Consider the following 12,785-nt stretch of genomic DNA (forward strand, 5'->3'; position numbering starts at 1 on the left):
AAAACCGGATGGCTGGCCTTCGGGCCTGCCACAAACCTGGCACCGCCCGCGCCTTTAAATGCCGGGCGGCGCTAGGCGTTCGGGTGGGAGAAGACCGGACAAAATCTCAGGGAGGAGAGGATCATGGATCCAGAATTTAGAGGTGACATAGATCACCACGACGGAACATCCGACGCAACGCCGGGCGGATACCGTGAAAAGCGCCGGCCCGGGGAATTGGCCTTTGCCCTGTTCCTGACGCTGGCCAGCTTGTTCTTGCTGTACAGCGCCTACGGGATTTCCGGGTTCGGAGCCCTGTCAGCGCCGGGCGCTATTCCAATGGCGACAACGCTGGTGATGGCCGTTTCGGCCGGTATCGTGGCCTTGCGCACGGCCCGCTTGCAGCGCGTCACCACCGAGACACTCTCAAAAGATATCCTGCCCGTAACGGTGATCGTGTTTATCGGTTTCCTGATTGTGTTTGGTCTGGCTTTGCAGCCCTTGGGTTTCGTCCTCACCGCTGCCCTGTTTCTGATCGTCGCGATCAAGGTGCTTGCGAAACGGGGCTGGGGCTACACGCTGGCGGTCTCGCTGGGGTCGCTGGTCGTGATCTGGATCGTCTTTCGCGTGGTTTTCACCGTGCTCTTGCCCGCTGGCATTCTGCCCGAGGCTGAATTTATCCAGTTTTTCCGAACCCTTATCTCAAAAGGTGCCTTCTGATGGAAACGTTTCTCGCCATTCTCACGGTTTTCACGCAACCTGAACTGCTTGCCCTTGTCGGCATAGGCACTTTTGCGGGCATCTATATTGGTGCCATCCCCGGCCTTTCGGTCACCATGGCCGTATCCATCCTGATTTCCTTTACCTTTTCATGGGACGTTTACCCCGCGATTTCGCTGATGGTCGGCATTTACATGGGCGGCGTCTATGGCGGGTCGCGCACTGCGATCTTGCTGAACATCCCCGGCGCACCATCGGCCATTGCAACGGCGATGGACGGCTATCCCATGGCGCAACGCGGCGAAGCGGGGCAAGCCATTGGCGTGACCACGGTCATGTCATTCTTTGGCGGTCTGATTGGCATCTTAGTCTTGGCCCTTGCCGCCCCGTTCGTGTCCGAATTTGCCCTGACGTTCCAGCCGCGCGACTATATGCTGCTGGCGGTTTTGGGCATTCTTCTGGTCGGCTCGCTGTCCAGCGGCTCCATGGTGAAAGGCATCTTTGCCGGTGCGCTTGGCATCGCCATCGGTGCCGTCGGGCGCGACCCGCTGACCTTCACCGAGCGGTTCACCTTTGATTTCCAGATCATGGAAGGCGGGATTTCATTCATCGCCGTTATGATCGGCATGTTCGGTGTGTCCGAGGCGCTGATACAGTTGCAAAACGTCGGCATGAAGGCCGTGCGCCAGAAGATCGACAAGATCGTCCCGTCTTTCAGCACCATCAAGACCTATCTGCCGCTGTCGCTGCAAACCTCGACCATCGGGGTCATTATCGGCGCTTTACCCGGAACCGGCGGCGATATCGCCGCGCTGATGGCCTATGACCATGCAAAACGGGTCACCAAGAACCCCAAGATACCTTTCGGCAAGGGCGCGATGGAAGGGCTGGTGGCCCCCGAAACAGCCAATAACGCAGCTGTCGGTGGCGCATTCATCCCGATGATGACGCTTGGTATTCCCGGCGATGCGATGACTGCGATCATGATCGGTGCCCTGTTCATCCACGGTTTGAACCCCGGCCCGATGCTGATGATTGATCAGCCCGATATGTTCTGGTTTATTATCGGCGCATTGTTCACCGCGAACATCTTTATGCTGATCTTTGGCCTGACAGGTATCAAGATCTTCACCAAGATCGTCGAGATGCCGCGCTCCGTTATTATTCCGCTGATCCTGCTGTTGTCGATTGTCGGGGCCTATGCGGTTAACAACTCCATCACCGATGTTTACTGGATGCTTGGCTTTGGCGTCTTCGGGTATTTCATGCGCCATTACGGCTACCCTCTTGGTCCGGTGATTCTTGGCGTGATCCTGTCGCGTCTGCTGGATGACAACTGGCGCCGGGCAATCATCTCTGAGCGCGAGGATCTGGGCCGGTTTTTCCACGGCGTATTCACCAGCCCGCTGTCTTGTGTGCTGTTTGTCGCGGTGATCCTGATTTTCGTCAGCCAGACACCGCTTTGGACGGCAATCAATAAACGCGTCTTCGCAAAGACATCCTGAGCCCAGCGTCCGGACCGTCGTTTCCAGTCTCACACCGCGCAAAGTTTTCGGCCTGATGGCCGGTAACACCGGTTCGGCCTGCCTGCTCTTGGCAATGCGGCGCTTGATCTGCGCGGGCATATCGGCAACCTTGTGATCAACGCAGCGCTGTCGCACACAAGGAGACATGGACGTGAGAAACATCCTTTGGTTTTTTGGACTGGTGATCGTCGGTTTGCTGGCCTACCTCGCCTTGTGGCCAGTAGCCGTGCGTCCCGCCGCTTGGGAGGCGCCTGAAAATGCGGGATATACCGGCGATTTTGCCGCCAATGACCGCCTGACTGCGCTTGATCTGATCGGGCTGGACGGGCGCACCGGCCCTGAAGACGCCGATATCGGGCCAGATGGCCTGATCTATGTCGCCACCCATGACGGAGAGATCTTGCGCATCGAAAACGACGGTGCGGTCACATCCTTCGCCCAGACGAACGGCCGCCCCCTCGGGATCGAATTTGCCGCGGATGGCACGCTCTATGTGGCCGATGCCTATCGCGGATTGCTGGCCGTTGACCGCGCGGGTCAGGTCAGCTTGCTGACCAACCAAGCCGAGGATGGCCGCCCGGTCCTGTATGCCGACGACCTTGATATCGCCGCAGACGGGGCCGTCTATTTTTCAGATGCCTCGACCCGGTTCGGTGCCGAAGCAAATGGCGGCACGTTGGCGGCGTCGGTCCTCGATCTTGTTGAACACTCTGCCAATGGGCGTATCCTGAAATTCGACCCTGCCACTGGCAAGACGACGGTTTTCGCAGACGGATTGAATTTCGCCAATGGTGTCGCTGTGGACGAGGCAAGCAAAGCCGTGTTTGTGGTCGAAACAGGTGCCTATCGCGTCTGGCGCTTTCCCATAAATGGCGGCCCCGGACAGGTGGTTTTGGACAACCTGCCGGGCTTTCCAGACAACATCAATAACGCGCCGGATGGCACATTCTGGGTGGGCCTTGTCAGTCCGCGCAATGCCATCATGGACAAGCTGTCGGGCAATCCCCCCCTGCGGCGCGTCATCATGCGCCTGCCCGATGCGATGAAACCCGCGCCGACGCGCTATGGCTTTATCCTGCGCATGGATGCCGAGGGCCGCGTGATCGAAACGCTTCAGGATCCGGCAGGAAATTACGCGCTAACGACCGGGGCCGTCACCCTGCCAGACGGGCGTATTGCAGTGACATCCCTGACCGAACCGCGTTTGGGTGTGCTGGGCAATTGACGCATTTGGCGGGATGCCCTGCCCGTCATTCCACCCTTTAACCGTCCAGCTATCGCAGCGTTCACACCTCAAGCAGTGCGGCAAGCGCGCTGCGCGGCTGCACCACATCGGCCAGTGTATAGCTGTCAAGCGTGGCAAAGAACGCCTCTTGCGCCTGGGCAAGCGGGCCGCGCAATCCGCAGGCTGGCAGGATTAGGCAGGATTTATTGGTTCCGAAACATTCAACCACCGGATCATTACGCTTCATCGCCCGCACCACAGCACCAATGCTGATCAGATCGGCGCTGCGCCCAAGGGTCAGCCCGCCATTGCGCCCCCGTTCGGAGATCGCGAATCCTTCGGCAACCAGCTGCGTTGCGACCTTGGACAGGTGATGTTCGGACAAGTCGTACAGCAAGGCGATCTGTGATGTCGGCACCCGCGCAGGTGCCCGGACGGCCAATGTGATCAATATCCGCAAGGCGAAGTCGGTGAATTTGTCCAGTTGCATGGCGCTATATTTAGCATTTGAACTGCGCAATTAAAAGCGGTAGATAATACGCATCAGAAATACTGATTAAAGGGACACCCCATGACACTTTCCGAAGCTTTCCTGTGGCCTGGTACCAAAGTCTGCGAAAAACTGGGCGTCGATCCGGAGGGCGAGGCAGGATTGCTGCGCTGGATGGTCAACACCCTTGTCTATCTGGTGCTCAGCCTGATTTTTGTCTGGATTTTCGTGGTTTGACCATCCCGCCACGCATTCCGGTCACTGTGGACCAAATCCAGACAGTCGTGGCGCAATTCTATGCCCGCGTCCGCGCCCATCCCGTGCTTGGGCCGGTCTTTGCCGCCCATGTGACCGACTGGCCCCCGCACGAGACAAAGATCACGCTGTTCTGGCGCAACGCGCTTTTGCTGGAGCGGTGTTACAACGGCAACCCGATGCAGGTTCACGCCGCTGCGGGCAACGTCAAAAGCGACCACTTTGCGATCTGGCTTGCGCTGTTCGATGCGGTGCTTGAACAAGAACTCCCCCAGCCCCTTGCCCAGGCATGGTCGACACTGGCCCATCGCATCGGACGCGGGCTCAGCTACGGTCTTCCTTCGTCTTGTGGGAAACAATCGGTGCCTGATCTAGGCGCGTTTTAGGTCAGGCGTTGCGCGTTGCCCGCTAGCCCACGTCCGACACCAGCCGCATCCCCAAATGTGCAGGGGGTGCGCCAACCGCGCAGCCGCCTCTGGCAGGGTCACGGACAAGGTATGACATGACGGCTTCGTGTTCTCCTCCCATGACATAGGCGGGGCAGCGTGATGGGTCGGTCTTGCCGCCCTGCCCGCTGGCACCGGCATAGCAGTCTTGGGTCCATTCCCATACATTGCCATCCATATCCTCAATGCCCGCCGCTGTCGTGCTAAACGCACCGCTGGGACGCAAGGCGCGGCCGGTTGTATCGGCTTTCGTCAAATAGGCCGAAGCCCAGGTCAGGGACGGGTCGGTAAAGATCGGGTCGGGCTTTCGGGGCATCACGTCTTCGGCAAGCTCGGTCCATTCGGTGGCGGTGGGCAAGCGCCACACCGTGTCACTGCTGGCATTTATCCAGCGTAAATATTCCATCGCATCAGGATAGCTCAGGCCCGTTGCGGGGTAATCTGCGGCGGACGTCTTGCGTTTCATATCCAAGGTACAGTGCCCTGCCTCATGGCACGCCTGCCACTGCTCCACGGTGACTTCGCGGGTTTGCACGCGCAAGGTCTGCCCGCTGCGCAAGACCACTTTTGCGCTGAGACGATCAGGGGCAAATGCGGGATCGGGGCCGCGCATTACCTGCACGGCCCCGATCGCCAAAGCGACCAAGGCAACACCCCCGAGCAGGATCAACAGGCTCTTTTTGGACAGTGCATTGGTCATTTTTTTATCCCTCAAAGGGTTCAGGTCGCGAATTCATGCGGTGCTACCACCTGCTCCATCAGCGAATTGTCCCACTCGCCCTCGACCACGAAATGCGCGGTTGCGCCCAGCAAAGCGGCCTCGATCAGGTTGTGGTTCACATAGGCGTAAACGCCGGGCTGCTCAAAGGTGTACATCGCCGCCATCGCAGTACCGCCCCGCACGAACCAGGTCTCAAGACCGGTCAAAGGCGCATCGCTGAACGAAGTTTCCCAGACATAGTTGCCATGCCCGCCGATCAGGTGCGGACGGCTGTCGCGGTTGGCCTGATTATGGATCATCAACACGGTTTCACCGACGTTGAACTTCATCGCATTTTCGCCGGTGATCGCGCCCACAGCCCCGTTAAAGACACAGTGGGTCGGGGTCAGGGTCCGCATCGCTTCGATGCTGTCGGAATAGTCGTCGCCCGCAGCTTCATAGGTCATATATTCGCCATCCGCGTCTTTGGGCAGATAGTAATCCTGTTCACCGATATAGGCGATCTTGTCATAGGTCAGCAGGTTGCCATCACCGTCTTTCAGACCGTCACGCGGCAGCACCATGACCGCGCCGTTCATGCCGTGGGTCACGTGATACGGGATCATCGCGCCACCGGGGGCACAGTGATAGGTAAAGCAGCCCGGCTTGGTCGCCTTCCAGCGCAGCACGGTTTCTTCGCCGGGGAACACGTGGGTCAAACCACCGCCGCCCAAGGCACCGGTCGAGGCGTGAAAGTCGATGTTATGCTCCATCACGCTGTCGGCAGGGTTGCGCAATGTCAGCTCGACCATGTCGCCCTCATGGACGATGATCAGCGGGCCGGGGACCGAACCGTTGTAGGTCAGCGCCCAGACCGACGCGCCTGTATCCTCGTCCACGACCATCAGACGTTCGGTGGTTTCGAGGGTGACTTCGACGATTTTGGGCCTACCGGTCGCGACCTGTTCATGGACAGGCGCATAGGGGGGGGCGACCAGCTCTTGCTTGACGCGGGTATAGCCCGACAGGTCCGCAGGTTTTGCAGTGCTGTCAGCGGTTTGCTGCGCTGCTGCCTTGTACAGTTTTGCCGAAGTCGCGTTGGCGATATCAAGCTTTGGCGCGCGGGTACGCGCCATTGCGCCGGCCCCGGTCAGCGCCGCAGCACCCGCAAGGACAGAGCCGCGCAAAACGTTGCGACGGTTGGTTTTCATAAGGCCTGGGTTGATAAACTTTTTCATGACATGAGTTCCTTTCATTAGGATCGCAGGGCCATTCCGGTCCCGCAGTTGGGATTTCAGAGACCGCCGAGGGCCTCCTCAAATTTCTGTTTGGCTTTCTTGGGCAAGCGCCCTTCCAGAAAGCTGTCGGGGGCGGCGGCGTCATCACCAACGGCGATGACCATCACCATGCCCATGGCGTAATGCGGCTTACACTTTACGCCGTAAAAGCCCGGCTCGGTCAGGGTCACTTCGATCTCTTCGTTGATCTTGCCCACAAAGCTGGCAGCGCCTTCGGGCATCATGTCGTCGATACTTTCGGCATTGTGACCCTTGTCGGTGGCCAGAAACTTGACCGTGTCGCCAGCAGCGATGCGCAGGGCGGCGGGCTCGAATATCATCCGGCCCCCGTCACCCTTGTTCAGCATCTTGACCTCAAAGGTCTCGGCCGAGGCCATACCGCCAAGGGCGACGATGATGGCGGCGGTTGTCAGTGCTTTGCGAAACATTTCATTTCCTCTCAAATGGTTCAGTGTTGGCACCAGCGTAGCGGCCCCGCAGGGCGCGAACGTTGCGCAAGATCAAACTTCTGATCGGACGGGGGAAATTTCTTGAATGCTGGCAATTCAAGCCGGTTGCCTTTAAACACAAAGCATCGCGGTATCGGGACATCAATGTGCACAGATTAGACGAAAGCCTGCTATCGCCGCTGCCGCCGTTTTCCATGCTGGACCGGCCGCAGATCAGATCCATTCTGGACCGCGCCACCAGCCGCCGCTTTGACGCGGGCGCTGCGGTGTTCGACGAAGGCGCACCGGCGCGCAGTTTCTATCTGTTGCTGGACGGGACAATCCGCGTGGTCAAAACCACACCGGACGGCGAACAGGTCACGGCCTTGCACATCCCCGCGGGGCAGTTGTTTGGCATTGCCCCCGCCTTCAGGCGCGACGCCTACCCCGCCACCGCCATTGCCGCGTCGGAACTGTTGACGCTGTGCTGGCCGGTATCGCTGTGGGAACCGTTTGTGGCGGATTATCCGGGATTTGGCACTGAAACCTACAAAACGATCGGTGACCGCGTTGCCGAGATGAACAACCGCATCATCGAAATGTCGACACAGCACGTCGAACAGCGCGTCGCACGTGCGCTGTTGCGGCTGGTGAACCAGTCGGGCAAGCAAACCGCAGAAGGCATCGAAATCAGCTTTCCCATCACGCGGCAGGATGTGTCAGAGATGACAGGCACCACCTTGCACACCGTCAGCCGGCTGTTGAGCGCATGGGAAAAAGACGGTCTGGTCAGCAGCAAACGCAAAAAGATCGTCGTATGCGACCCGCACCGCCTTGTGGCGTTGGGCGGCGCATAGCTACAGACCAACCGCAGCGTGCAATTCTGCACGAAAGGCCAGTTCATCCAGATCATAGGCAATGCAGGCGTCTATGACCGTGTGAAACGAACTGACCATACAGCCGATGCACAGCATCTTGTAGCGCAGGAAAACTCCGATGGTCTGTGGCCAAAGCGACATCAACTTGTCCAGCGACAGATCAGGATCGTCTAAGCTTTGCTGTTTCATAGCGCTTGCCCCTCCTCTCCTATTGCCAGCCTAACCTCTTTAATCATTCCAAACGTTGTCCCAGCGCAAACTTCGGGTGCAACAGGGCTGCTATCGCTTTTCCGACATAACAATTGGAGGGCTAAGGGATGGCCGAAATCCTGACGAAAACCCGCGCGCGCAATATTTTCTACGCAGGATCACTGTTCTTTGTGGTCATCTTTGTCGTGCTTACTGTGAACTCTCATCGGTATGTGGTGAACACATCAACCGCAGGCATGCCCCTGACCGAAGAGGTCGTTCTGGGCAAACATGTCTGGGAGCGGCATTCCTGCATCAACTGTCACACGTTGCACGGCGAAGGCGCGTATTTCGCGCCCGAGGTTGGCAACGTCATGACCCGTTGGGGCGTGCAGGACGACCCCGAAGCGGCGTTCGAGACCTTGCAAAGTTGGATGAATTCCCAACCCAGCGGCGTCGAAGGCCGCCGCCAGATGCCAAACTTCAACCTCACTGACGAAGAAATCCGCGCCTTGGCGGAGTTTTTGCGGTGGGCCGATCAAACCGACACGCAGGGCTGGCCGCCCAATGACGCGGGTTGAGGAGGGAAATACTCATGAAATATGAAACACAAAAAGTCGCCTACGCCTATTTCGTATGCGCAATGGCACTGTTTGCCATTCAGGTCCTTGGCGGGCTGCTTGCAGGGTGGATTTACGTCTCTCCCAACTTCCTGTCGGAACTGCTGCCCTTCAACATCATCCGCATGATCCACACCAATGCGCTGATCGTCTGGCTGCTGTTGGGCTTTTTCGGTGCCGCCTATTTTCTGGTCCCCGAAGAATCCGAGCGCGAGATCTATTCGGTCAAGCTGGCCTACCTGCAACTGGCGATCCTTGTCGTCGGCACGTTGGGGGCCGTTGGCAGCTATCTTGTCGGCATCCACGGGGGTCGCGAATTTCTGGAGCAACCTCTATGGGTGAAATTCGGCATTCTCGTTGCCGCGTTGATCTTTTTGTTCAACATCTCGATGACCGTGCTTGCGGGCAAGAAAACCGCGATCACCAACGTGCTGTTGATGGGGCTGTGGCTGCTGTCGCTGCTGTGGATCTTCGCCTTTATCAACCCTGACAACCTGTCACTGGATAAAATGTACTGGTGGTTCGTGGTTCACCTGTGGGTCGAAGCCACCTGGGAACTGGTCATGGCCGCAATCCTTGCCTTTTTGCTGCTCAAGCTGACAGGTGTGGACCGCGAAGTCGTGGAAAAATGGCTCTATGTCATCGTCGCCACCGCGCTGTTTTCCGGCATCCTTGGTACCGGTCACCACTTCTACTGGATCGGCTTGCCCGGATACTGGCAGTGGATCGGGTCCATCTTCTCGACGTTCGAGGTGATCCCGTTCTTCCTGATGATGTCCTTTGCCTTTGTGATGGTCTGGAAAGGTCGCCGCAACCACCCCAACAAGGCCGCCCTTTTGTGGTCGCTCGGGTCCAGCACGGTCGCCTTCTTTGGCGCGGGTGTCTGGGGGTTCTTGCACACGCTGCACGGGGTGAACTTCTATTCCCACGGCACGCAGATCACCGCCGCACACGGGCACCTGTCGTTCTATGGCGCTTATGTGGCTCTAAACCTCGCGATCTTTACCTATGCGATGCCGATCCTGCGCCAGCGCCAGCCCTATAATCAGGTGCTCAACATGGCGAGCTTCTGGCTGATGACCGGCGGGATGGCGTTCATGACCTTTGTGCTGACCTTTGCAGGCACCATTCAAACCCACATGCAGCGGGTGATCGGTGACTATTTCATGGAGGTACAGGACAGCCTGTCGATCTTCTATATGATGCGCTTTGGGGCGGGTATTGCTGTGGTGCTGGGTGCGCTGCTGTTCGTCTACTCCCAGCTTGTGATCCGCAACCGCGAGATCATCGAGCCGGGTCCGGCCCAACCGGTCGCAGGGGAATAGGTCATGAATGACATGACCCCCCCTGCACCTGTGCTAAACTACCACCAGACCGGACAGGAATGTACCCTGTTCGAGATGGCCCAAGCCAACCGTTTGCCCCTTCTTTTGAAGGGGCCGACGGGCTGCGGCAAAACGCGTTTTATCGAACACATGGCCGCCAAAACCGGTCGCAAACTCTATACCGTCGCCTGCCATGACGATCTGTCAGCAGCCGATCTGATCGGCCGCTATCTGCTTAAAGGCGGCGAGACGGAATGGGTCGATGGCCCCCTCACCCGTGCCGTGCGCGAAGGCGCGATTTGTTACCTTGATGAAGTGGTCGAGGCCCGCAAGGATGTGACCGTGGTGCTGCATCCGCTGACCGACAACCGCCGTACCCTGATGATTGACCGCACGGGAGAAGAGCTTCAGGCACCACCCGGCTTTATGCTGGTCGCATCCTATAACCCCGGCTATCAGAATGTCCTGAAACGCTTGAAACCCTCGACCCGCCAGCGGTTCCTGTCGATCAGCTTTGATTTCCCGCAAGCCGATATCGAAACCAAAGTCGTCGCGCAGGAAAGCGGAATCAGCCTTGAGCGTGCCGCAGGGCTTGTCCGGTTGGGCGGCGCGATCCGGCGGCTGTCCGGCATGGACCTGGAGGAAGGTGTCTCTACCCGCCTGTTGATCTATGCCGCGACGCTGATCAACGCCGGCATGCCCTTTGACCAAGCGATCGAGGCCGCGATTATCGAACCGCTCAGCGATGATGCGGATATCCAACAGGCGCTGCGCGATCTTGTCGCCGTGACGTTCGGATAACGACAATGGACCTGCACCCTCTTGATCTGATGGAGCCCGAGGAAACGGTCGGCAAGCTGTGGCATGACATGGCCGAAGGGATCGGCGCTGATCAGTGCTATCCCGACGCCGCTGTCGCCCTTGCGCAGGTCCGCCCCAGTCTGGCCGTGCTGTTTCGGGCCTTGGGCGGTGCGGCGGGGGTTGAACTATCTCAGGCCCCTGCGCAACTGGTCCAGCATCGTCGTACCCTGCGCCGCCGCATTGCCGTGGAACGCGATAAAACCCACAGTGCCAGCTATGACGGCAACGGCCTGCGCCTGCCCCCCGTGATGGACTGTTTCCCCGATCCGGCGCTGAACCGCGCGGCCTATTTCTGGCTGACCGCCCTTGCCGCCTGCGCCGATCTGGATGCCATGCCCCTGCCCGACGCTCACGGCGACCCGCACGATTTTGATGTGGCACAGATTGCCGCCAATGCGCAGGCCGGTGACCGTGCCTATGCGCGGTGTGCGGGGCTTCGGGCCGCGCATGGCGAAATGGCGGCGTTTATCCTTGCAGCGCGCAGGGCGCAGACCCAGCCCAAGGCTGAGGCCGCGATGGAAACTGCCATCCGCGACCAGCTGCACGGCACCTTCACTGTGCCCGCAGCCCCCGACGCCCGTCCGCGCAATTACACCCCCTTTCAACCCGTCCCGATCTGGCTGCGCTTTACCGCCCCCACCACAGGCGATGCCGCGACCGAGGCGACCGAGACGGACGCCCCGCCGCCCACCGCCACCCTGACCAAACGCAAGCTGGGTCTGCGCAAGGACCGAGGCGAGGCGAACCGCAAGGACAGCTTTATCCTGCACCGGTTTGAATCGATCCTGTCATGGGTTGAATCGATGAACCTGAACCGCTCCGTCGATGATGACGACGACGAGAACGCGCAAAAAGCGGCGGATGATCAGGACGAAATCACCCTGTCCAAGGTGGATAAACGCGCCGCCACCCGCCTGCGCCTGCATCTGGACCTGTCGCCAGCCGATGCCGATCACGAGGCGCTGGCAGGGGAATTCACCTATCCCGAATGGAACCACCAAGCCCGCAGCTATATGCAAGACCACTGCCGCGTGCTCGAGGCGCCACCTATGGACACAGGTGAACCCTTTGCGCCTGACCCGCAGCGCATCCGCGAGGTACGGCGTCAGTTTGCGGCGTTGCATCCGCGGCGTATCTTGCGCCCGCGCCAGATTGACGGGCCGGAACTGGATCTTGATGCGCTGATCGCCAGCCGCGCCGAAATTGCCGCCACAGGTCAGGGTAGCGACCGCATCTGGCAGGCCTCGCGGCAGGTTGAACGTGATCTGGCCGTTGCCTTTCTGATCGACACCTCGCGATCCACCGAAGCCGCAGTGGGCGATACATCCGTAATCGGGGTGGCACGCGAAACGCTGGCGGCACTGGCGGGCGGCATTGATGCAGCAGGCGACCGGTTTGGCATCTGGGGGTTTTCATCGCTGAAACGCGACCGCGTGTTCGTGACCCGCTGCAAGGGTTTTGACACGCCGATGTCACCCGAGGTGATCCGCAACATCGGCGCGTTGCGGCCCAGCCATTACACCCGCCTTGGAACCGCCATCCGCCATGTCAGCGCGCATCTGGCCAAGGAAACTGCCGCGCGCAAACTGCTGATCGTGCTGACCGACGGCAAGCCTAACGATCTGGACCATTACGAAGGCCAGCACGGCATCGAAGACAGCCACATGGCCGTGCGCGAAGCGCGCCGCGCGGGGCAAAGCCTGCACGGGGTCATCATCGACGAAGACGGGCAGGACTGGTTCGCGCGCATCTTCGGGCGCGGCGGGTTTTCATTGCTGCCCAACCCTGCACGGCTGACCCGTGCCCTGCCCGATATTTACCGACATCTTACCCAGGAGACATGAC

15 protein-coding genes are annotated in these 12,785 nt (G+C 59.4%); 10 read left to right on the forward strand and 5 right to left on the reverse strand.

The genetic code is table 11. From position 1 onward, the window contains the following. Nucleotides 1-123 precede the first annotated feature (123 nt). The 3 genes from ACSQ13_RS08060 (at nucleotide 124) to ACSQ13_RS08070 (ending at nucleotide 3,450) form a co-directional block, all read left to right on the forward strand. Complete coding sequence (locus ACSQ13_RS08060; RefSeq protein ID WP_295512238.1) at nucleotides 124-699, forward strand: tripartite tricarboxylate transporter TctB family protein; 576 nt, start codon at nucleotides 124-126, stop codon at nucleotides 697-699. After that, nucleotides 699-2,204, forward strand: coding sequence for a tripartite tricarboxylate transporter permease (locus ACSQ13_RS08065; protein ID WP_295512236.1), 1,506 nt, complete (start codon nucleotides 699-701; stop codon nucleotides 2,202-2,204). Before ACSQ13_RS08060 ends, ACSQ13_RS08065 begins: the two co-directional genes overlap by 1 nt. A gap of 172 nt (nucleotides 2,205-2,376) precedes the next feature. After that, nucleotides 2,377-3,450 carry an SMP-30/gluconolactonase/LRE family protein gene (locus tag ACSQ13_RS08070; RefSeq protein ID WP_295512234.1) on the forward strand — a complete coding sequence of 358 codons (1,074 nt, stop codon included), beginning with the start codon at nucleotides 2,377-2,379 and terminating at the stop codon, nucleotides 3,448-3,450. Between the two features lie 61 nt (nucleotides 3,451-3,511). Here the strand turns inward: ACSQ13_RS08070 and ACSQ13_RS08075 are convergent, their stop codons facing one another. Further along, the gene (locus ACSQ13_RS08075) at nucleotides 3,512-3,940 is read right to left on the reverse strand and encodes an RrF2 family transcriptional regulator (protein ID WP_176249264.1); all 429 of its coding nucleotides are present in this window, start codon (nucleotides 3,938-3,940) and stop codon (nucleotides 3,512-3,514) included. Between the two features lie 81 nt (nucleotides 3,941-4,021). Between ACSQ13_RS08075 and ACSQ13_RS08080 the strand changes: the two genes are divergently transcribed. Together ACSQ13_RS08080 and ACSQ13_RS08085 are read left to right on the forward strand one after the other, a co-directional pair. After that, nucleotides 4,022-4,177, forward strand: a complete 156-nt coding sequence (locus tag ACSQ13_RS08080; RefSeq protein ID WP_176249265.1) for a hypothetical protein — start codon at nucleotides 4,022-4,024, stop codon at nucleotides 4,175-4,177. Continuing rightward, nucleotides 4,174-4,581 carry a group III truncated hemoglobin gene (locus ACSQ13_RS08085; protein ID WP_295512233.1) on the forward strand — a complete coding sequence of 136 codons (408 nt, stop codon included), beginning with the start codon at nucleotides 4,174-4,176 and terminating at the stop codon, nucleotides 4,579-4,581. Before ACSQ13_RS08080 ends, ACSQ13_RS08085 begins: the two co-directional genes overlap by 4 nt. 22 nt (nucleotides 4,582-4,603) lie before the next feature. Here the strand turns inward: ACSQ13_RS08085 and ACSQ13_RS08090 are convergent, their stop codons facing one another. From ACSQ13_RS08090 to ACSQ13_RS08100, 3 genes are read right to left on the reverse strand one after another with little or no spacing between them, the layout of a single operon-like run. Further along, nucleotides 4,604-5,341 (reverse strand): formylglycine-generating enzyme family protein, encoded by a 738-nt coding sequence (locus tag ACSQ13_RS08090; RefSeq protein ID WP_176249267.1) that lies wholly within the window; start codon nucleotides 5,339-5,341, stop codon nucleotides 4,604-4,606. A 20-nt stretch (nucleotides 5,342-5,361) separates the two neighbouring features. Beyond that, nucleotides 5,362-6,579 carry a copper-containing nitrite reductase gene (gene nirK / locus ACSQ13_RS08095; RefSeq protein WP_295512230.1) on the reverse strand — a complete coding sequence of 406 codons (1,218 nt, stop codon included), beginning with the start codon at nucleotides 6,577-6,579 and terminating at the stop codon, nucleotides 5,362-5,364. Nucleotides 6,580-6,635: 56 nt separating this feature from the next. Continuing rightward, nucleotides 6,636-7,067 (reverse strand): pseudoazurin, encoded by a 432-nt coding sequence (locus tag ACSQ13_RS08100; RefSeq protein ID WP_176249269.1) that lies wholly within the window; start codon nucleotides 7,065-7,067, stop codon nucleotides 6,636-6,638. Nucleotides 7,068-7,234: 167 nt separating this feature from the next. Between ACSQ13_RS08100 and ACSQ13_RS08105 the strand changes: the two genes are divergently transcribed. Further along, nucleotides 7,235-7,924: a Crp/Fnr family transcriptional regulator gene (locus ACSQ13_RS08105; RefSeq protein WP_176249270.1), complete on the forward strand. Its 690-nt coding sequence runs from the start codon at nucleotides 7,235-7,237 to the stop codon at nucleotides 7,922-7,924. Here ACSQ13_RS08105 and ACSQ13_RS08110 read toward each other — a convergent pair whose 3' ends face one another. Continuing rightward, nucleotides 7,925-8,134 carry a DUF1858 domain-containing protein gene (locus ACSQ13_RS08110; protein ID WP_176249271.1) on the reverse strand — a complete coding sequence of 70 codons (210 nt, stop codon included), beginning with the start codon at nucleotides 8,132-8,134 and terminating at the stop codon, nucleotides 7,925-7,927. It abuts the gene before it with no gap. Between the two features lie 128 nt (nucleotides 8,135-8,262). Here ACSQ13_RS08110 and ACSQ13_RS08115 point away from each other — a divergent pair, with 128 nt between their 5' ends. The 4 genes from ACSQ13_RS08115 to ACSQ13_RS08130 are packed head-to-tail and all read left to right on the forward strand — an operon-like array spanning nucleotide 8,263 to nucleotide 12,784. Continuing rightward, the gene (locus tag ACSQ13_RS08115) at nucleotides 8,263-8,715 is read left to right on the forward strand and encodes a c-type cytochrome (RefSeq protein WP_176249272.1); all 453 of its coding nucleotides are present in this window, start codon (nucleotides 8,263-8,265) and stop codon (nucleotides 8,713-8,715) included. A 14-nt stretch (nucleotides 8,716-8,729) separates the two neighbouring features. Beyond that, nucleotides 8,730-10,079, forward strand: coding sequence for a cbb3-type cytochrome c oxidase subunit I (locus tag ACSQ13_RS08120; RefSeq protein ID WP_176249273.1), 1,350 nt, complete (start codon nucleotides 8,730-8,732; stop codon nucleotides 10,077-10,079). Between the two features lie 3 nt (nucleotides 10,080-10,082). Beyond that, nucleotides 10,083-10,880 carry a CbbQ/NirQ/NorQ/GpvN family protein gene (locus ACSQ13_RS08125; protein WP_176249274.1) on the forward strand — a complete coding sequence of 266 codons (798 nt, stop codon included), beginning with the start codon at nucleotides 10,083-10,085 and terminating at the stop codon, nucleotides 10,878-10,880. Between the two features lie 5 nt (nucleotides 10,881-10,885). Then, a complete protein-coding gene (locus ACSQ13_RS08130) occupies nucleotides 10,886-12,784 on the forward strand; it encodes a nitric oxide reductase activation protein NorD (protein ID WP_176249275.1) in 1,899 nt (632 codons plus the stop codon). Nucleotide 12,785: the final 1 nt, after the last annotated feature.

Origin of the sequence: Sulfitobacter sp. SH22, from assembly GCF_965641905.1 — a bacterium.
GTDB lineage: Bacteria > Pseudomonadota > Alphaproteobacteria > Rhodobacterales > Rhodobacteraceae > Sulfitobacter.

Excerpts from the sequence above, each read along its gene's own strand:
- ACSQ13_RS08100 (WP_176249269.1), bottom strand. The coding sequence starts at position 7,067 with ATGTTTCGCAAAGCACTGACAACCGCCGCCATCATCGTCGCCCTTGGC.
- ACSQ13_RS08130 (WP_176249275.1), top strand. The coding sequence starts at position 10,886 with ATGGACCTGCACCCTCTTGATCTGATGGAGCCCGAGGAAACGGTCGGC.
- ACSQ13_RS08060 (WP_295512238.1), top strand. The coding sequence starts at position 124 with ATGGATCCAGAATTTAGAGGTGACATAGATCACCACGACGGAACATCC.
- nirK (WP_295512230.1), bottom strand. The coding sequence starts at position 6,579 with ATGAAAAAGTTTATCAACCCAGGCCTTATGAAAACCAACCGTCGCAAC.
- ACSQ13_RS08115 (WP_176249272.1), top strand. The coding sequence starts at position 8,263 with ATGGCCGAAATCCTGACGAAAACCCGCGCGCGCAATATTTTCTACGCA.
- ACSQ13_RS08120 (WP_176249273.1), top strand. The coding sequence starts at position 8,730 with ATGAAATATGAAACACAAAAAGTCGCCTACGCCTATTTCGTATGCGCA.
- ACSQ13_RS08125 (WP_176249274.1), top strand. The coding sequence starts at position 10,083 with ATGAATGACATGACCCCCCCTGCACCTGTGCTAAACTACCACCAGACC.
- ACSQ13_RS08065 (WP_295512236.1), top strand. The coding sequence starts at position 699 with ATGGAAACGTTTCTCGCCATTCTCACGGTTTTCACGCAACCTGAACTG.
- ACSQ13_RS08075 (WP_176249264.1), bottom strand. The coding sequence starts at position 3,940 with ATGCAACTGGACAAATTCACCGACTTCGCCTTGCGGATATTGATCACA.
- ACSQ13_RS08080 (WP_176249265.1), top strand. The coding sequence starts at position 4,022 with ATGACACTTTCCGAAGCTTTCCTGTGGCCTGGTACCAAAGTCTGCGAA.
- ACSQ13_RS08110 (WP_176249271.1), bottom strand. The coding sequence starts at position 8,134 with ATGAAACAGCAAAGCTTAGACGATCCTGATCTGTCGCTGGACAAGTTG.
- ACSQ13_RS08090 (WP_176249267.1), bottom strand. The coding sequence starts at position 5,341 with ATGACCAATGCACTGTCCAAAAAGAGCCTGTTGATCCTGCTCGGGGGT.